The following is a 16,864-nucleotide window of genomic DNA, read 5'->3' on the forward strand; positions in this document are numbered from 1 at the left end:
CGGCAGCATCGCGTGCCGGCCGAGCATGAAGCCTCCCCACGGCATCAACCGCTCGGCCAGCAGCGGGTGGCGCGCGAACACGCGGAACAGCTGCAGCACGTCGACGGCTTCGGGCGGCGTCATGCGGCGCAGCAGGGCGTCGAGCTCGGGCTCGTACGGCGCACTGACCGGCGGAATGCGGGCGGCCGGGTTCGTGGAGGCTTCGGTCGGTGTCATGGCGATCTCCTTGCTGCTACAGAAATAGTAGCAAACGGATCCTGGCACCGAAACCGGCATGGCATAGTCGCCGACGTGACGACTTCATCGCCCCGCCCGAGGACCCCGTTGCCAGGCACGCGCGTGCGCGGCTCGGCCAGCGGCCGGCCGATCATGGCCCTGCTGGATCTGCTGGGCCGCCGCGGCACGCTGCGCCTGTTGTGGGAGCTGCGCGACGGGCAGCCGCAGAACTTCCGCGCGCTGCAGCAGAGCATGGGCGGGGCGTCGCCCACGCTGCTGAACAGCCGCGTGAAGGAACTGCGCGAGGCGCAGCTGCTGGAGCTGCGCCCCGAGGGCTATGCGCTGACGGCGCGCGGCCTCGGGCTGCTGGACGAACTGGGCCCGCTCGACCGCTGGGCGCAGAACTGGGCGCGCGCGCTCACGCGATGACCGGCAGCGCGATGCGCGGCTCGAACTTCGCGCGGTGCACGTTGAAGAAGGCCTTCACGTTGCGCACATTGGCGTCCTGCGTGAAGAGGCGCTGCACCAGCGCGTGGTAGCCCGCCATGTCGGGCGCCTGCATCACCAGCATGAAATCCGGCCCTGGCGAGACGCGGTAGCACTGCTGCACCGCCGGCTCGGCCACCGCGCGCGCCTCGAAGGCCGCGAGGTGCTCGGCGCCCTGGCGATCGAGCGTGATTTCGGCCAGCACCGTGAGCCCGGCGCCGAGCCTTTCGGGCGACAGGATGGCGACGCGCCGCTCGATGACGCCGGCCTCGACCAGCCGCTTCACGCGGCGCAGGCAGGTGGCCGGCGAGGTGTGGGCGGCGGCAGCCAGGTCCTGGTTGGACAGCGAGGCGTCGTTCTGCAACAGCTCCAACACCCTCAAGTCGGTGGGGTCCAGGCTCAGTTTTTTGTCAGATTCAGCCATTTGTCATCTACCAGTGAAATATTCAATCGATTATTGATACTCGTGGCCAATAATTTCATACTCATCAAGTATATGCAACCATTCACCACATCAATCTGCCTACGATTCGCCCCATCCCAGTTTCACCAGAGAGAACTCCCATGTGTGGCATCGTCGGCGCCGTCAGCACCCGCAACATCGTTCCGATCCTGATCGAAGGGTTGAAGCGCCTGGAGTACCGCGGCTATGACTCCTGCGGCGTGGCGGTCCACCAGAACGGCCAGCTGCGCCGGGCGCGCAGCACCTCGCGCGTGGCCGAGCTCGAAGCCAACGTGCGCAGCGACGAGATCCAGTCGGGCACCGGCATCGCCCACACGCGCTGGGCCACGCACGGTGCGCCGGTGGTGCACAACGCGCACCCGCACTTCTCGGCCGGGCCGGGCGCGAAGGCGGCGTCGGCCGGGCGGATCGCGCTGGTGCACAACGGCATCATCGAGAACCACGACGAGCTGCGCGCCGAGCTGAAGGCCAAGGGCTACGTGTTCGACAGCCAGACCGACACCGAGGTGATCGCGCACCTGGTGGACCACCTGTACGACGGCGACCTGCTCGATGCGGTGCAGCGCGCGACGCTGCAGCTGCGCGGCGCGTTCGCGATCGCGGTGTTCTGCCGCGACGAGCCGCACCGGGTGATCGGTGCGCGCGAGGGCTCGCCCCTCGTGCTCGGCATCGGCAGCAAGGAGAGCGGCGAGCACTTCCTGGCCTCCGACGCGATGGCGCTGGCCGGCGTCACCGACCAGATCGTCTACCTGGAAGAGGGCGACGTGGTCGACCTGCAGCTCGGCAAGGTGTGGATCACCAGCCGCACGGCCGAGCGCGCGTACAAGGCGGTGCAGCGCGAGGTGCGCACGGTGCAGGCGCACACCGGCGCGGCAGAGCTGGGCCCGTACCGGCACTACATGCAGAAGGAGATCTTCGAGCAGCCGCGCGCGATCGCCGACACGCTCGATGCGGTGGAGAGCGTCACGCCCGAACTGTTCGGCGATGGAGCCTACAAGATCTTCAAGGACGTGGACCAGGTGCTGATCCTCGCCTGCGGCACCAGCTACTACAGCGGCTCGACCGCGAAGTACTGGCTGGAGAGCATCGCGAAGATCCCGACCAGCGTCGAGATCGCGAGCGAGTACCGCTACCGCGACAGCGTGCCGAACCCGCGCACGCTGGTGGTGACGATCACGCAGAGCGGCGAGACCGCCGACACGCTGGCCGCGCTGAAGCACGCGCGCAGCCTGGGCATGAAGCACACGCTGACGGTGTGCAACGTGGCGACCAGCGCGATGGTGCGCGAATGCGAGCTGGCCTACATCACGCGCGCCGGCGCCGAGATCGGCGTGGCATCGACGAAGGCGTTCAGCACGCAGCTGGTCGGGCTGTTCCTGCTGACGCTGGCACTGGCGCAGGTGCGCGGGCACCTGAGCGATGCGCAGGAGCAGGAGCACCTGAAGGCGCTGCGCCACCTGCCGGTGGCGGTGCAGGCGGTGCTGGCGCTGGAGCCGCAGGTGATCGCGTGGAGCGAGGAGTTCGCGCGCAAGGAGAACGCGCTGTTCCTCGGGCGCGGCCTGCACTACCCGATCGCGCTCGAAGGCGCGCTGAAGCTGAAGGAGATCAGCTACATCCACGCCGAGGCCTACCCGGCCGGCGAACTGAAGCACGGGCCGCTGGCGCTGGTGACGGCCGAGATGCCGGTGGTGACCGTCGCGCCGAACGACGCGCTGCTGGAGAAGCTGAAGAGCAACCTGCAGGAAGTGCGGGCACGCGGCGGCGAGCTGTTCGTGTTTGCCGATGCGGATACGCGGATCGAGAGCAGCGAAGGGCTGCATGTGATCCGGATGCCGGAGCACTACGGGGCGCTGTCACCGATCCTGCACGTGGTGCCGCTGCAGTTGCTGGCGTATCACACGGCGTGTGCGCGGGGGACGGATGTGGACAAGCCGCGGAACCTGGCGAAGAGCGTGACGGTGGAGTGAGCCCTCGAGCTTCGCGGCCCGTGACTCCAACAAATAATGTCCGTCGGATCTAAGTAATGCATGGATGACAGGCGCGAGTATTCAGCTCAGCCTGGAGGCGGCGGCAGATTTGTAGTGGCAGCGGTTGGCAGGCCTACAGGCCAGAGGCCGCGCCCAAGCTATCGGCGGTGGACCGCTGAGCTTGGAGCTACGGCCCTGCTGACGGTTGGAAGGCGTCCTTCCCGGGTTGGGCCCTGGCCATCATGCGGACTACAAAATCGATGAATGCCCTGACCTTGGCTGGAACGTGGGCGCGCCCGGGATAGTAGACATAGAGCGGAAAAGTCTCGTCAGGCCAGTCCGTCAAGATGGGCTCAAGCGTGCCCGCTCTCACGTGCGTGTCGACCCCGAGGTCGATCACCTGAGCGATCCCGTAGCCTGCGAGGCAGGCCCCAATCTTGGTTCCGGCGTCCGTGACCGTCAGGCTGCCGCTGACGGCCACCGTCACCTTCTCATCGCCACGCCAGAACGCCCACTCGAAAGGCCTGCCGGTGGCGGGATCGATGGCTTTGATGCATTCATGACCGTCATCCACCAGATCCCGCGGGGAGCTGGGCCTACCCCGTTGCGCCAGATAGGACGGCGCGGCGACGGTCAGAACGCGTGGACTGTAGAGACGGCGGCAGACCAAGGTCGAGACCGACGGAGGCCCAAACCGGACAGCAAGATCAAATCCGTCGCTCACCAGGTCGGAGAGTTCGTTCCGCGTCTCCAGCCTCAATTGGAGAGACGGGTGGGCCGCCAGGAATTTCGCCAGCTCCGGCGCCAACACGAGCCCGGCAAACCGCGCATCGCAGGCGACGCGCAGCGTGCCGCTGACGGCCGAGGCCTGGTCGGCGGCGCCGATCGTCGCATCCTCCAACCCCTGGAGAAGGGGCAGTACCTTCGAGAGCAATGCATGGCCGGCGTCCGTCACTTCAACGCGTCGGCTTGTGCGATGCACGAGCTTGGCGTGAAGGCGGTCCTCCAATCGCTGGATGGAGCGACTCACCGCAGGCTGTGTCTTGCCCAGACGGGAAGCGGCCCGACCAAAGCTTTTCGATTCGGCGACCGCATTCAGCGTCAGCAGGCCGATGACAAGCCCTCCATCCAGGTCATCCATGGTCTATGTGTTTGGGTAATGGCAGCGATAACCGCTTCGCTGTAGCCGAGTCCGGAAGGATTCCTCACTATACGGATCGTTCAACAAATGATGAAGGCCCGCGATGACCCAGACCCAAGCCGTAGCCGCTCTGATCGAGGACTATTTCGAGCTGGCCTATGAGCCGAAGAGCCGTGACTTCAACAAAGTCTTCCATCCGAGCTGCTTTGTGCAGTGGCTTGACGGCGGACGGCTGAACACCCTGTCCTCGCAGGACTATGCGTCGCTCATCCATGGGAGGCCGAGTCCCCGCTCGACTGACGCGCCGAGGGACGAAGCGATCCTCTCGGTTGAGCACGTTTCCGATTCCCTTTCAACGGCAAACGTGAGAGTGCGGATCGGCAAGAAGTTGTTCAACGATCACTTCGTCCTGCACAAGATTGAGGGGGAGTGGCTGATCACGGTCAAGGCGTCCTTCGTGGCAGGTACTTTCGACTGAAGGACTGACGGCCTGTGGACGCCAGTCGCGCCGCAAGGCGTGCTGCCCTTCTGACTCAGGCCTCTCTGGCTACCGGGGTGCAGACGCAAGATCAGAAGCAAACGTCTCGGCCTGCGAGCACAACCAACGACAGAAAGCGTGCGGCGCCGGCCGCGCATCGTTTTCGTGCATGAGGGCGAAATGCCAGTCGGGACCTTCCAGCACGAATTCGAATGGTGCGACGAGTTGCCCGCCTTCGATCAGCGGAGTGAAGAACTCCGGCGGCGCTAGTGCTACACCTTGACCAGCGCAAGCCGCTTCGGCGTTCAACTCATGACTCGGGTAGTCAACTTTGGCGAACATCAGTCGCTCCGGCACCGCCCCCAAAGTCTTCTCGAACCACCGTCGCCAATCCGGGTGCGGCAGCAGGACGAGGTGCGCCAAGTCCAGCGGCGTCGTGATCGTCAGTCCGCGCAGCAATGCCGGCGAGACGAGCGGGGTCAGCCTCACTGGGAACAACCGATGTGACTTCAGTCCAGGCCATGGCCCGCGACCAGTCCTGATGGCGAGGTCAAAGGCCGCTGGCTCGCGAAGCCCGGTGGAGACATCGAGCTCTACGGCGCCAACGGGTTGATTTGCCAGTCGAGGTGCGAGCCAGCGCGCGGCAAAGGACGGCGGCGCGGTCACACGCAGTACCAGCGCTTCGGCACGGAATGCCTCCAGTGCTGAAGCGATCTCAACCAGCGCGCGCCTGATGCCAGCAGCCAGTTTTTCCGCAGCCGGCGTCGGGATGACCCGCGGACCTTGCCGAACGAAAAGACGCTCGCCCAGTTCTTCCTCCAGCGCGCGAATGCGCAAGCTGATTGCTGCCGGAGTCAGATGCAGTCGATCCGCGGCCCGCGCGAAGCTCGCACAGGAAACGCAAATTTCCAGGATGCGGAGTGATTCCAGTGAAGGGCTCATGTTCAGCTCAGCTTGTGCTACCTCAGAGAAAAGCTCGTTTTGCGCATTCCCGCTGCCCCAGGAAGATCTTGCCCGGAAGGGGCGGATCTCGTCCCATGAATCGGAGCTTCGATATGTCCCTGCAGGTGCGCCCGCTGTTCAAACTGATCATTGAGGTCCATTCGCCGATCGATCTCGGACCGTGCCCCGCAGGAGGGCGCCAAATTTTTGCCGTATCCGGCGGAAGTTTTGCAGGCGAACGACTGCGGGGCGAAATCTCTCCCCTGATCGGATCCGACCTGTTGATTGCACGTCAGGACGGGACATTCCGGCAGGACGTCCGCATGCTGCTGCTGACGGACGATGGAGCCAAGATCCTCATGACCTATGGCGGCGTGCGCCGTGCAAGTGCCGATGTTGCGGTTCGCCTGGCGCGCGGTGAGCACGTTGATCCGTCTGAATACTACCTCCGCATCACCCCGGTTTTCGAGACCTCATCGCCGGCGCATGCCTGGCTGAATGGCGTCATCTCGGTCGGCGTTGGCGCTCGCGCCCCGGGCGCCGTCGAATACGAACTGTTTGAGATCCTCTGATGCCCAGGGCTGTGACCTTGAACCCCATCAGGATTCAGCGCGATCTTCTCGACGCTTGACACGCCACCAAACGGAGGAATATTCTCCGTTTATGGATCGGCGAACAGACTGGGCATGTGATGCGGGCTGACGCCCAAAAGAATCGACAACGGCTTGTTGAAGTCACGATCGAGCTGGTGTTGGAGGTGGGCGGCGAGCCGGTGCGAGACGCTGTCGCTGAACGCGCCGGGGTGGGCATCGCAACCCTGTACAGGCATTTCCCCGATCAGCAGTCCCTTCTCCATGCCGCCGTTCGTCACGTACTGGAAAAGACCATCGATGCTGGAGAAGCCCTCGTTGAATCGGTTCCCGACGGCGTCGAAACGCTGCGCCAGTACATGCACGTGGCGCTCGACAACGGGATCGGGGCGGTGAACATCATTCATCCACTGCTGGAAAAACGAGACTGGAACGATCTTCGCTCCCGCGCGGCGAAGCTCATGAAATCTCTCGTTGCGCGCGCCAGGCAGGGCGGTTCACTTCGCGCTGATCTCTCCGAGCGCGACATCGTGTTCGCGCTGACGCGCTTTGCACGGCCGCTGGCAATGGGATTGCCATCAAGCGAAGAGCGCTCGCTTGCTCACCGGCATCTCGATTTCTACATCGACGGACTGTGCGCTCCACAGCCGCGTGATGCCAACCCTCGACAGCAAGAGCGATGAAAGCACTCATCGATTTCGCAGCGGCGCTTTCCCTTCTTGCCGCTCTGCCCGCGTTCGCAACCGCAGGCGAGCAGCATCGGCTTGCGCATCAACCCAGTGCTGCGGTCCGAGACGCGGACCACCGCACCGATCTGCGCATCACGGTTTGGTACCCGGCCAAGGCCGACGCGCCAACGCACTCGATCGACGCCCCGCCTGACCAGCCCCTTTTCCAGGTCGGTGTGGTCGGGGTCGATCAGCCGACCGTTGCCGGATCCCTGCTGTGGTAGTCGGCAGCACCGGAGAGCGAAGGTGGAGTTGATGGTTTTTGGCGATTTCGCTGAGAGTACGTTCGAGACCAGCTCGACGCGTATTCACGCGCGTTGGGCAGGAGCGGGTCACCCCGTGCTGTTGCTTCACGGATTTCCACAATCACAGTTGATGTGGCGGACGCTTGCACCGATGCTGGCCCGCGACTACTTTGTGGTCTGCGCCGATCTGCGTGGCTACGGCTCGAGTGGCTGCCCGGCGTCGGACCCCAAGCATGAAGCCTATGCCAAGCGGGCGATGGCGCAGGACATGGTGGAGTTGATGGCCACTCTGGGTCACACGCGGTTCGCTGTGGCAGGGCATGACCGCGGTGGCCGTGTCGCGTATCGCCTGGCGCTCGACCACCCGCGGCAATGTGCGGCACTTGCGGTGCTGGACGTGGTGCCCACCGGCGAAGCGTGGGATCGCGCCGACGCTCTCCGGGATGCAGCGCGTGCACACGCCATCTGCGAGGAGTACCGCGCAGCTGCGTCGTTGGACAGGGAGCACGACGCAGCCGACAAAAAGGCGGGGCGTCAAATAGCTTGCCCCCTTCAAGTGTTGTGGAGCGGCCGCGGCGCGCTGGCCGAGTGGTATGTCGACGCGGGAGGACCGCTGGCCCTATGGCGCCGGCGGGCGACAGAGGTCAGCGGCCGCAGTATCGATGCAGGGCACTTCTTTCCCGAAGAGCGCCCGCAGGAAACGGCACGCGAGCTTCGCTTCATGCTGTCGTCAGCGCACTGGTGAACAAATCTCATTGACTCCGTACCGGTTGGTATGTATGGCCCATACCAACCGGTACGGACACGAACACGACACGCCATGGCAACCTCCTCGACACCCGCAGCGCCCTCAACCCCGACGTCCCGGGAGCGCCTGCTCGATGCCGCGATCCTGCTCATCCGCACCAAGGGCTACACGGCCTTGCGGGTGGAGGACGTTTGCGCCGAGACGGGGCTCACCAAGGGCAGTTTCTTCCACCACTTCGCCAGCAAGGAAGACCTGGCCATGGCCGCGGCGGAGCGTTTTGCGTCCCGGGCGGACTCGATGTTTTCGCGAGCCGCATACAGGTCGCATGCCGACCCGCTGGAGCGGCTGCTGGGCTACATCGACTTCCGGCAAGGCGCGATGCAGGGCGACCTGGCGGCCTTCACCTGCCTGTTCGGCATGCTGGCGCAGGAGACCTACAGCACGCATCCGCAGTTGAGCGAAAGCGCAGGCCGGCACATCGAACAGCACGCCGCGACGCTGGAAGGCGATATCGAGGCCGCACGTGCCGCGCACATCCCGGACGCCGACTGGAGCGCGCACAGCCTGGCCATGTTCACCCAGGCGGTGATCCAGGGCGCTTTCGTGCTGGCCAAGTCGCAGCACGACCCGGCCGTGGCTGCCGACTGCCTGGACCACTTGCGCCGCTACTTGCAGATGACGTTCGCTCAGCCGCCGCCAGGCCGGGCGAAGCGCTAGCCGCGCAAAACGGCCCAGGCGCCTTTCCCTCCCCCGACCTGCCTTCGTGGTGACTCGCAAGAGCCGCCAGGGAGGGTTGCACCCCATCAACCCGGAGACCCGCATGCACCGACGTCAGATGTTCTCGCTGCTCACCCTTCCTGCGCTGACCGCGCTCCCCTTCACGGCCAAGGCGGCCACTACTGCTTCCACTTCCCCCACCCCCACAGGAGTTTCCATGACCGACGCCAACCGTTCCGCCCACGCTCCCGTCAACGGCGTGAACCTGTACTACGAGATCCACGGCAGCGGCCGCCCGCTGGTGCTGCTGCACGGCGGCGTGTCGGCCAGCGAGGCGTTCGGGCCCAACCTGGCGGCGCTGGCCGCGCAGCGCCAGGTCATCGCTGTGCACCTGCAAGGCCACGGCCACACGCCGGACGTGGAGCGTCCGCTTCGCTTCGAGGACATGGCCGACGACGTGGCCGCGCTGGCCCGTCACCTCGGCCTGAAGAAGATCGACGTGATGGGCTATTCGCTGGGCGGCGGCGTGGCGCAGCAGGTGGCGGTCCGCCACCCCGGGCTGGTGGACCGGCTCGTGGTGGTGTCGCAAGTATTCAAGCGTGCCGGCTGGTACCCCGAGGTGATCGCCGCGTTCGACGCGATGGCGGCGCATGCGCCGATGATTGCGCAGAACATCGCCCAGTCACCCATGGCCAAGCTCTACCCGAACGTGAAGTGGGAGGCGTTGCTGCGCAAGATCGGCGAGCTTGAAAGCCACGATTACGACTGGACGGCCCAACTCGCCGCCGTGAAGGCGCGCACGCTGCTCGTGTTCGCCGACGCCGACGCGATGCGGCCCGAGCACATGGTGGAGTTCTACAAGCTGCTCGGCGGCGGGCGGCAGGACGCAGGCATGGACGGCTCGCAGCGGCCGGCGGGCCAGTGGGCCGTCATCCCCGACACGACGCACTACAACCTGCTGGCGACTGAGGCCGTGGCCAAGGCCGCGGTTGCCTTTCTGGATGGAAAGTGATGGCCAACCGGCCCCTCAACGGCAGATGAGAGCACAAGTCATGGCATCGACCGCAGCACCTACGGGCCCCTATGTATTGCGATTCGCGGACACCGATCGATCGCAGCTCAAGGCCGTCGGCGGCAAGGGGGCCAATCTTGGAGAACTGGCGCGAATCGAGGGCATTCACGTTCCGGACGGGTTCTGCGTCACGACCCAGGCCTTTCAGCGCATCCTTTCCGGAGTGCCGACTTGGCACGACCTGCTGGATCGCCTGTCAGGCCTGAAGGCTGATGATCGTGAAGAGATCAGGTCCGCCAGCGCCGACATCCGCCATGCCGTCGAGGTCGCCGCGATTCCCGGCGACCTCGTCGACGCGATCACCGCCGGGCTCCGGGTCCTTGGCGAGGACGCTGCGTATGCGGTCCGCTCCAGCGCGACGGCGGAGGACTTGCCGACCGCATCGTCTGCCGGTCAGCAGGACAGCTATCTGAATGTCGTCGGGCGTGCAAGCATCCTGCGGCACATCAGCCGATGCTGGGCATCGCTGTTCACCGAGCGTGCCGTCGCCTACCGGCTGCGCAATGGCCTCGACCATCGCCAGGTGCTGATGGCCGTGGTGGTCCAGCGGATGGTCGTCCCGCGCGTGGCGGGCGTCCTGTTCACCGCCGATCCGGTCACATCCAACCGCAAGGTGGCTGCCATCGACGCCAGCTTTGGGCTGGGTGAGGCGCTGGTGGGTGGACTGGTGATTCCGGACCACTACAAGGTGAGGGACGGGCAGATCGCCACGAGGACGACAGGCGACAAGAAGCTGGCCGTCCTGGCCTTGCCGGAGGGCGGCACGCGCCAGCACGCGGTCGCCGCCGCATTGCAGAGTCAACCGGCCCTCACCGACGCGCAGGCGCTGGAACTCGTGCAGCTCGGCCGTCGCATCGAAGCGCACTTCGGCTGGCCCCAGGACATCGAATGGTGTCTCCAGGACAACGGTTTCCATTTCGTTCAAAGCCGTTCCATCACGACGCTGTTTCCCGTCCCTGCCGCGACCGACCGCGAGAACCACGTCTACGTGTCGGTGGGCCATCAACAGATGATGACCGACCCGCTGCGGCCTCTTGGCATTTCGCTGTGGCAGCTGATGAATCCCCGCATGCAGGATGCGGGCGGGCGATTGTTCGTGGACATCAGCCAGGCGCTGGCATCGCCGAGCCAGCGGGCGAGCCAGCTGGCCATGCTCGAACGAGGCGACCCTCTCGTGCGCGATGCCATCGAGACCCTGCTTCAGCGCGGCGACTTCATCCCGAGGGTACGCGACCGGACCCCTCAACCCGCGCGACCGACAAGCAACGCGTCGGAAGAGGAAGTCGATGTGTCATGGGCCGCAGACATGATCGAGGCGTACCGCGTCTCCATCGCGGCGGCCGAGCGTGACATCCGCACGAAGGCCGGCAACGCGCTGCTGGACTTCATCTCGAGCGACATCCAGGAGCTCAGGAAATCGCAGTCGGCGCCGCAGAGCATCAAGCTCATCTTCGCGGGGGTCGAGGCGCAGTGGTGGCTCAACGACCAATTGAAGGCGTGGCTGGGGGAGAAGAACGCAGCCGACACGCTGACCTTGTCTGTACCCGGCAACGTGACGACCGAGATGGGGCTCGCGCTGATGGACGTCGCCGATGAGATTCGCCCGCATCGGCATCTCGTCGCCTTTCTGGAGCAGGCCGGCGACGACCGCTTCCTGGACGGATTGGACAAGTTGCCGGGTGGTCCTGAAGCAGGCCGGGCCATCCGGCGGTGGTTCGAGCTGTACGGCATGCGCTGCATCGGCGAGATCGATGTGGCCCGGCCGCGCTGGCGCGAGAGGCCGTCGCTGATGCTGCCGATGCTGCTGGTCAACATCAGGAACTTCGAGCCTGGCGCCGGGCGGCGCCGATTCGAAGAAGGCCTGCAGCGCGCGCGGCAAAAGGAGCTTGAGGTGCTCGACCGCCTGCGCGCGCTGCCCGATGGCGAGCACAAGGCCATGCAAGTCAAGAAGATGATCGACCGGGCTCGCGCGCTGGCCGGCTATCGCGAATACCCGAAGTACGCCTGGATGTGCCGCTGGTTCGTCTACAGGCAGGCGCTGCTCGAGGAGGCGCGGCGCCTTGTCGAGGCCGGCGTGATCGACGGTGTGGACGACATCTTCAGCCTGAGGTTCGAGGAACTCCAGGACACCGTCCGCATGCAGAAGGCCGATCGCGAGCTCATACGCGAGCGCAAGCAAGCCTTCGAATGGCATTCGGCACTGACCCCACCCCGTGTATTGACCTCGGAAGGCGAGGCGGTCGCCGGGGTTCACCGCCGTGACGACTTGCCCGCCGGTGCGCTGGTCGGCATGGGGGTGTCCGCGGGCAGCGTGGAAGGCCGGGCCCGGGTGGTCCTTGATGCGGCGCGGGCCGATTTGCAACCCGGTGACATCCTGGTCACGCCCTTCACGGACCCGAGCTGGACACCCTTGTTCGTCGCCATCGCCGGGTTGGTCACAGAAGTCGGCGGGCCGACGACGCATGGTGCGGTCATCGCGCGCGAGTACGGCTTGCCCGCCGTCGTCGGCGTGCAGGGCGCCACCCGGTTGATCCGCGACGGCCAATTGATTCGGGTCCATGGTGGCGACGGCTTCGTTGAGATCCTGCCGGAGCCCGCTCCAATGGCAACCGCCCCCTAGACCCGCATAGAGCAGTCGTCCGCTCTGCAAAGCCGGCGTCGGAAGCCTTGTGCGGACGGCGGCTCCAGGCTGTTCAGAGTCATTCGAAGCCGGTAGCCTGGGTGACCGCTCTGCACATCACATGACATTCGACGCGCAGCGGCGCGTACAGCTGCTGCAGCGTTGCGGCCTGACTTCCGACCGTCACGCGATGAGCGCCACTACACGGCCAAAAAATTGCCCAGCGCCGGACTTTCCAGGTCAGCGTCATCGCCAGTCTGGTTCAACTCTGCCGACTGAGCCTGTACAGCGCGACGTCCACTTTCTCGGCATCGAACCCCGCCTCGCAATAGCAGAGGTAGTAGGTCCAGAGTCGCTTGAACGCCTCGTCGAAACCCAGCGGCTCGATGGCCGACCAGCGGGCCAGGAAGCGCCGCCGCCACTCGGCCAGGGTTCGCGCATAGCCGGTGCCGAAAGTCTGCACCTCCTCCACGACGAAGCCGGCGCGCTCGGCCTGCTCGCGCAGCACGCGCGGGCAGGGCAGCATGCCGCCAGGGAAGATGCAGTGCTGGATGAAGTCCGCCCCTTGGCGGTAGGACTCGAAGTGCGCATCGGCCATGGTGATGGCCTGCAGCACGGCCACGCCACCGGGCTTGAGCCGCTCTCGCAAGATGTCGAAGTAGGTGGGCCAGTAGGCCTCCCCCACGGCCTCGATCATCTCGATGGAGACGATGCGATCGAAGCGGCCCGTCACGTCGCGGTAGTCCTGCAGGCGCAGCTCCACGCGCTCGGCCACGCCCCAGGCGGCGGCGCGTTCGCGGGCGAAAGCCAGCTGTTCGGTGGACAGCGTCACGCCGGTCACACGGGCGCCGCTGTCGCGTGCCAGCGTGGCTGCCAGCGTGCCCCAGCCGCAGCCGATCTCCAGCACCTCGGCCTGGGCCGGCACGTCGAGCATCTGCACGATGCGCTGCAGTCGCCGCGCCTGCGCGGCCTCCAGCGTGTCGGCCGGCGCTGCATCGTCGTAGAGCGCGCTCGAATACAGCATGCTCTCATCCAGCCACTGGCCATAGAAGGCATTGCCCAGGTCGTAGTGGCAGGCGATGTTGTGGCGGCTGCCGCGGCGTGTGTTGGCGCGCGCCAGATGGGCCAGGCGCGCCAGCCAGCGGCCGGGGCCGCGGCCTTGCAGCACAGAGCCCCATGCGGCCTCGTTGGCCACGCCGAAGGCCATCAGCGCGAGCAGGTCGGGGCTGTCCCAGTCGCCGTCGCGGTAGGCAAGCGCCAAGCCCAGGTCGCCCTGCAGTGCCAGGCGCCACAGCGGCCGCCAGCGCTGCAGCTGCAGGCTGGCCTGCGGGCCGGGTTCGGTGCCGTGCGCCTCCAGGCGCCGTCCGTTGGGCAGGGTCAGGGTCAGATGGCCGAAGCGCGTGCGGCGCAGCAGGCGGTCCAGCAGCGGCAGTGGTGAACCCGCCGACGCCGGGGCTGCGGCAGTCCGCGCTGCGGATGGGGTGGGCGTCATAGTGTGCGTTCGTCTGTTGAAACGATGGTGAGCTCGCATGCCGGTGCTTCGGGTCGCGGCTGCAACGGGACGCGCTTGAGCCAGAGCCGCAGCGCCTCCCAGTGGATGGCAGCCACGACCTTGAGCGTCAGCAGCGGATGGGTGAGGAAGACGCGCAGCAGTGCCGCGTCGCCGAGCTCGCGCCGCGTGCCGTCGAGGCGCGCGTTGAGCACGGCGCCGTCTTCGTCGTCGTGCACACTCACGCCGACCGACACGGCCTCGCCCGGCGGCGCCACGCGGAAGCGGTAGCGCAGCGCCATGGCGTTGAAGGGCGAGACGTAGAGCTGCTTGCCGCAGCCCTGGTCGATCACGGCAGCGCCGGCTTGTGCGGCGCTCACCGGGATCAGATAACTGTGGCGCTGGCCGAAGGTGTTGTTGACCTCGTAGATCAGCGCCATCAGCGCGCCATCGGCCGGCGCATGGCAGAACCACACGCTCAGCGGGTTGAACCCGTGGCCCAGCAGGCGCGGCAGCGTCAGCAGCCGGATGGCGCCGCCCGTCGGCAGACCGGCCGCACGCAGCTGTGCCTCGATCTGCGTGCGCAGGTCGGTGTCGGACCCGTCGCCGTAGTCGCGGCGGTGCAGGCTGAAGAGGTTGAAGCGGTCGACCGAGAAGCAGCGCAGGCGCTGGTCCAGCACGGGCAGTTCGTCGAGGTCCAGGAGCAGGTTGTAGATCCGGTAGGCCAGGCGATGGCGGCGCGGGCGCAGCCGCTGGTGCATCACGCCGCCGACGTAGAGCGCCGAGGCGGTCATGCTCATGCCGGCACCGCCGCCGGCAGATGAATGCGGCCGGACTCCCGGGGCACGCGCCAGGGCCGGCGCACGCCGCCCAGGGCCTCGGCCACGGCCAAGCCGGCCTGCAGCCCGTCTTCGTGGAAGCCCGCGCCAAAGTAGGCGCCGCAGAACCAGCTGTGCTGGACGCCCTGCAGGCTCCAGAGCTCGCGCTGCGCGACCATGGCCTGGGCATCGAAGAGCGGATGCTCGTAGATTTCGGAGCGGATCAGCAGCTCGGGCCGCGGCGGCAGAGGCGGATTCAACGTCATGAACAGCGCACTGTCCGCGTCCTGCGGTAAGTGCGGCTGCAGGCGGTTCATCCAGTAGCTGACGGTCGGCGGCTTGCCGCTGCCGCGCTGGGCTAGGTAGTTCCAGCTGGACCACACGGCCCGCCGCCGCGGCATCAGCGCCGGGTCGCGGTGCAGCACGGCCAGGTTGCGGGTGTAGGCAAAGCTGCCGAGCAGGCGCTGCTCGTCGGACGACGGGTTCTCGAGCAGGGCCAGCGAGATGTCGGCATGCGTGGCCAGCACGACTTGGTCGAAGCGCTCGGGCCACCAGCCGTGGCGGGTGCGCAGCCGCACGCCTTCTGCATCGCGGCGCACTTCCAGCACCGGATGGTCCAGCAGCATGCGCCGCTCGAAGCGGTGGCACAGGCGATTCACGTACTCGCGGCTGCCGCCGGTCACGGTGCGCCAGGCCGGCCGGTCGCTGACCTGCAGCAGGCCGTGGTTCTCGCAGAAGCGCACGAATGCCGCCACGGGATAGCGGCCGACCTGAGCGGCCGGTGCGGACCAGATCGCCGCGGCCATGGGGTAGAGGTGGTCCTCGCGGAAGGCGCGGCCGTAGCCGTGGGCGTCGAGGTACTCGTCCAGCGCCTGGTCGCCGGCGGCCTGGGCGCCGCGTGGCGCCTCGCGGTAGAAGCGCAGCAGCTCGCGCAGCATCTTCCAGAAGCGCGGGCGCAACAGGTTGCGCTTCTGGGCGAACAGGCCGCGCAGGTCGGTGCCGGCGTATTCGAGCTCGCCGCCGTCCAAGCTCACGCCGAAGGACATGTCGGTCGCTGCCGTTAGCACGCCGAGATGGCTGAACAGGGCCGTGAGGTTGGGGTAGGCCGGCTCGTTGTAGACGATGAAGCCGGTGTCCACCGGCACGGTGCCGGTGATCGAGTCGGGCGCGTCCACCGTATGGCTGTGGCCGCCGGGCCGGGCTTCGCTCTCGAAGACGCTGACCTCATGCCGCTCGGACAGCAGCCAGGCGCAGGACAGCCCTGCGATGCCGGCGCCCACCACCGCGATGCGCCGGCGTGCCGCGTCGGGCGGCAGGGCGCCGGGGGCGTGGGCCAGGGTGGCAGTGGGATGCATGAGATCTCCTGAGGGGTTGGAACTCCTACGCAAGCCAGGCCGCTTTGGATTGCTCTACAAACTGCGATGATCCGAAGGAGGCCGGGTTGCGTAGGACGGAGCGGAACCCGTAGACCCATGGCCGCTTTCTTGCCTGACCCCTCATCCCGCCCAGCTGCCGCCGCCCGACGCGGCGGCCGCGGCCCTGGAGCGCCTGTCTTGACCGTCGTGCCCTTCAATCGCGAACGCGCTGCGCGCCCTGATGACGGCTGGGGCGCGTGCATCTGCGCCGTGGCCGATCGGCAGGACCGCGAAGCGTTCGGGCGGCTGTTCGGCCACTTCGCCCCGCGCATCAAGCGCCATCTCATGCAGTGCGGCAGCCCCGAGGTTCAGGCCGAGGAGCTGGCGCAGGAGGCGCTCGTCGCCGTCTGGCGCAAGGCGGCAATGTTCGATCCCGCGCAGGCCGCGGCCTCGACCTGGATCTTCACCATCGCCCGCAACCTGCGCGTGGACCTTTTGCGCCGCCGCCAGGGCCTGGAGTCGGGCGGCGAGGACTTTGATTTCGACACCCTGGACAGCGGTGAACCGGCCGCCGAGGAGCGCCTGCACGCCGCACGCCAGAGCGAGCGGCTGCACGGTGCCCTGGCGCAATTGCCGCCCGAGCAGCAGCAGGTGCTGCGCCTGTCCTATTTCGACGATGAACCGCATGCGCGCATCGCCACAGAGCTGGGCATCCCGCTCGGCACGGTGAAATCGCGCGTGCGCCTGGCGGTTGCGCAACTGCGCCGCCTGCTCGACCGCTGAAGCCAC

General features: G+C 66.7%; 18 protein-coding genes and 2 pseudogenes. 11 read left to right on the forward strand and 9 right to left on the reverse strand.

What is annotated here, in order from left to right:
• Positions 1–216: pseudogene (locus AC1D1T_RS03745) on the reverse strand (carboxymuconolactone decarboxylase family protein); the annotation flags it as partial.
• Between the two features lie 108 nt (positions 217–324).
• Between AC1D1T_RS03745 and AC1D1T_RS03750 the strand changes: the two are divergent.
• The gene (locus AC1D1T_RS03750; RefSeq protein WP_477824858.1) at positions 325–645 is read left to right on the forward strand and encodes a winged helix-turn-helix transcriptional regulator; all 321 of its coding nucleotides are present in this window, start codon (positions 325–327) and stop codon (positions 643–645) included.
• Here AC1D1T_RS03750 and AC1D1T_RS03755 read toward each other — a convergent pair.
• Positions 635–1,126 (reverse strand): Lrp/AsnC family transcriptional regulator, encoded by a 492-nt coding sequence (locus tag AC1D1T_RS03755; protein WP_465110598.1) that lies wholly within the window; start codon positions 1,124–1,126, stop codon positions 635–637. The two genes, AC1D1T_RS03750 and AC1D1T_RS03755, sit on opposite strands and share 11 nt — an antisense overlap.
• A gap of 140 nt (positions 1,127–1,266) precedes the next feature.
• Here AC1D1T_RS03755 and glmS point away from each other — a divergent pair, with 140 nt between their 5' ends.
• Positions 1,267–3,132 carry a glutamine--fructose-6-phosphate transaminase (isomerizing) gene (glmS, locus tag AC1D1T_RS03760; protein WP_477824857.1) on the forward strand — a complete coding sequence of 622 codons (1,866 nt, stop codon included), beginning with the start codon at positions 1,267–1,269 and terminating at the stop codon, positions 3,130–3,132.
• 187 nt (positions 3,133–3,319) lie between these two features.
• Here glmS and AC1D1T_RS03765 read toward each other — a convergent pair whose 3' ends face one another.
• Positions 3,320–4,273 (reverse strand): LysR family transcriptional regulator, encoded by a 954-nt coding sequence (locus AC1D1T_RS03765; protein ID WP_477991437.1) that lies wholly within the window; start codon positions 4,271–4,273, stop codon positions 3,320–3,322.
• Between the two features lie 103 nt (positions 4,274–4,376).
• Between AC1D1T_RS03765 and AC1D1T_RS03770 the strand changes: the two genes are divergently transcribed.
• Positions 4,377–4,751 (forward strand): nuclear transport factor 2 family protein, encoded by a 375-nt coding sequence (locus tag AC1D1T_RS03770; protein WP_477824855.1) that lies wholly within the window; start codon positions 4,377–4,379, stop codon positions 4,749–4,751.
• Positions 4,752–4,820: 69 nt separating this feature from the next.
• Here the strand turns inward: AC1D1T_RS03770 and AC1D1T_RS03775 are convergent, their stop codons facing one another.
• Positions 4,821–5,417 (reverse strand): LysR substrate-binding domain-containing protein, encoded by a 597-nt coding sequence (locus AC1D1T_RS03775; RefSeq protein WP_477824868.1) that lies wholly within the window; start codon positions 5,415–5,417, stop codon positions 4,821–4,823.
• Positions 5,418–5,561: 144 nt separating this feature from the next.
• A pseudogene (locus AC1D1T_RS03780) lies at positions 5,562–5,621 on the reverse strand (hypothetical protein); the annotation flags it as partial.
• 185 nt (positions 5,622–5,806) lie between these two features.
• Here AC1D1T_RS03780 and AC1D1T_RS03785 point away from each other — a divergent pair.
• The 7 genes from AC1D1T_RS03785 to rph all read left to right on the forward strand — a co-directional run bounded on the left by AC1D1T_RS03785 (position 5,807) and on the right by rph (position 12,413).
• Positions 5,807–6,265, forward strand: a complete 459-nt coding sequence (locus AC1D1T_RS03785) for a DUF3237 domain-containing protein (protein ID WP_047507931.1) — start codon at positions 5,807–5,809, stop codon at positions 6,263–6,265.
• A 119-nt stretch (positions 6,266–6,384) separates the two neighbouring features.
• Positions 6,385–6,966, forward strand: coding sequence for a TetR/AcrR family transcriptional regulator (locus AC1D1T_RS03790; RefSeq protein ID WP_477824854.1), 582 nt, complete (start codon positions 6,385–6,387; stop codon positions 6,964–6,966).
• Positions 6,963–7,235 carry a hypothetical protein gene (locus AC1D1T_RS03795; RefSeq protein ID WP_477824853.1) on the forward strand — a complete coding sequence of 91 codons (273 nt, stop codon included), beginning with the start codon at positions 6,963–6,965 and terminating at the stop codon, positions 7,233–7,235. Before AC1D1T_RS03790 ends, AC1D1T_RS03795 begins: the two co-directional genes overlap by 4 nt.
• A 115-nt stretch (positions 7,236–7,350) precedes the next feature.
• Entirely contained in the window at positions 7,351–8,001 is a 651-nt protein-coding gene (locus tag AC1D1T_RS03800) for an alpha/beta fold hydrolase (protein ID WP_477991439.1), read from the forward strand.
• A 75-nt stretch (positions 8,002–8,076) separates the two neighbouring features.
• The gene (locus AC1D1T_RS03805) at positions 8,077–8,721 is read left to right on the forward strand and encodes a TetR/AcrR family transcriptional regulator (RefSeq protein WP_477824852.1); all 645 of its coding nucleotides are present in this window, start codon (positions 8,077–8,079) and stop codon (positions 8,719–8,721) included.
• A 217-nt stretch (positions 8,722–8,938) separates the two neighbouring features.
• Positions 8,939–9,733: an alpha/beta fold hydrolase gene (locus AC1D1T_RS03810; RefSeq protein WP_477824851.1), complete on the forward strand. Its 795-nt coding sequence runs from the start codon at positions 8,939–8,941 to the stop codon at positions 9,731–9,733.
• Between the two features lie 40 nt (positions 9,734–9,773).
• Positions 9,774–12,413, forward strand: a complete 2,640-nt coding sequence (gene rph / locus AC1D1T_RS03815; RefSeq protein WP_477838597.1) for a rifamycin-inactivating phosphotransferase — start codon at positions 9,774–9,776, stop codon at positions 12,411–12,413.
• Positions 12,414–12,492: 79 nt separating this feature from the next.
• On the opposite strand, the gene AC1D1T_RS03820 is transcribed toward rph, so the two are convergent.
• Genes AC1D1T_RS03820 through AC1D1T_RS03835 form a run of 4 tightly spaced genes read right to left on the reverse strand, consistent with a single transcriptional unit; the run spans position 12,493 to position 16,075 of the window.
• Positions 12,493–12,663: a hypothetical protein gene (locus tag AC1D1T_RS03820; RefSeq protein WP_477824849.1), complete on the reverse strand. Its 171-nt coding sequence runs from the start codon at positions 12,661–12,663 to the stop codon at positions 12,493–12,495.
• A gap of 12 nt (positions 12,664–12,675) precedes the next feature.
• Positions 12,676–13,905 carry a class I SAM-dependent methyltransferase gene (locus AC1D1T_RS03825; RefSeq protein ID WP_477824848.1) on the reverse strand — a complete coding sequence of 410 codons (1,230 nt, stop codon included), beginning with the start codon at positions 13,903–13,905 and terminating at the stop codon, positions 12,676–12,678.
• Positions 13,902–14,702 (reverse strand): DUF1365 domain-containing protein, encoded by an 801-nt coding sequence (locus AC1D1T_RS03830; RefSeq protein WP_477824847.1) that lies wholly within the window; start codon positions 14,700–14,702, stop codon positions 13,902–13,904. Before AC1D1T_RS03830 ends, AC1D1T_RS03825 begins: the two co-directional genes overlap by 4 nt.
• Positions 14,699–16,075, reverse strand: coding sequence for an NAD(P)/FAD-dependent oxidoreductase (locus AC1D1T_RS03835; protein ID WP_477838599.1), 1,377 nt, complete (start codon positions 16,073–16,075; stop codon positions 14,699–14,701). The genes AC1D1T_RS03830 and AC1D1T_RS03835 overlap by 4 nt, the downstream gene beginning before the upstream one ends.
• 207 nt (positions 16,076–16,282) lie before the next feature.
• On the opposite strand from AC1D1T_RS03835, the gene AC1D1T_RS03840 reads away from it, so the two are divergent.
• Positions 16,283–16,858 carry a sigma-70 family RNA polymerase sigma factor gene (locus AC1D1T_RS03840; protein ID WP_477824954.1) on the forward strand — a complete coding sequence of 192 codons (576 nt, stop codon included), beginning with the start codon at positions 16,283–16,285 and terminating at the stop codon, positions 16,856–16,858.
• The last annotated feature ends 6 nt before the right edge of the window (positions 16,859–16,864 follow it).

The organism is Rhizobacter sp. P2_H3 (assembly GCF_056403355.1).

Coding starts and splice junctions, on each gene's coding strand:
- AC1D1T_RS03755 (WP_465110598.1), bottom strand. CDS start 1,126: ATGGCTGAATCTGACAAAAAACTGAGCCTGGACCCCACCGACTTGAGG.
- glmS (WP_477824857.1), top strand. CDS start 1,267: ATGTGTGGCATCGTCGGCGCCGTCAGCACCCGCAACATCGTTCCGATC.
- AC1D1T_RS03765 (WP_477991437.1), bottom strand. CDS start 4,273: ATGGATGACCTGGATGGAGGGCTTGTCATCGGCCTGCTGACGCTGAAT.
- AC1D1T_RS03770 (WP_477824855.1), top strand. CDS start 4,377: ATGACCCAGACCCAAGCCGTAGCCGCTCTGATCGAGGACTATTTCGAG.
- AC1D1T_RS03785 (WP_047507931.1), top strand. CDS start 5,807: ATGTCCCTGCAGGTGCGCCCGCTGTTCAAACTGATCATTGAGGTCCAT.
- AC1D1T_RS03790 (WP_477824854.1), top strand. CDS start 6,385: ATGCGGGCTGACGCCCAAAAGAATCGACAACGGCTTGTTGAAGTCACG.
- AC1D1T_RS03795 (WP_477824853.1), top strand. CDS start 6,963: ATGAAAGCACTCATCGATTTCGCAGCGGCGCTTTCCCTTCTTGCCGCT.
- AC1D1T_RS03805 (WP_477824852.1), top strand. CDS start 8,077: ATGGCAACCTCCTCGACACCCGCAGCGCCCTCAACCCCGACGTCCCGG.
- AC1D1T_RS03810 (WP_477824851.1), top strand. CDS start 8,939: ATGACCGACGCCAACCGTTCCGCCCACGCTCCCGTCAACGGCGTGAAC.
- rph (WP_477838597.1), top strand. CDS start 9,774: ATGGCATCGACCGCAGCACCTACGGGCCCCTATGTATTGCGATTCGCG.
- AC1D1T_RS03820 (WP_477824849.1), bottom strand. CDS start 12,663: ATGACGCTGACCTGGAAAGTCCGGCGCTGGGCAATTTTTTGGCCGTGT.
- AC1D1T_RS03825 (WP_477824848.1), bottom strand. CDS start 13,905: ATGACGCCCACCCCATCCGCAGCGCGGACTGCCGCAGCCCCGGCGTCG.
- AC1D1T_RS03830 (WP_477824847.1), bottom strand. CDS start 14,702: ATGAGCATGACCGCCTCGGCGCTCTACGTCGGCGGCGTGATGCACCAG.
- AC1D1T_RS03835 (WP_477838599.1), bottom strand. CDS start 16,075: ATGCATCCCACTGCCACCCTGGCCCACGCCCCCGGCGCCCTGCCGCCC.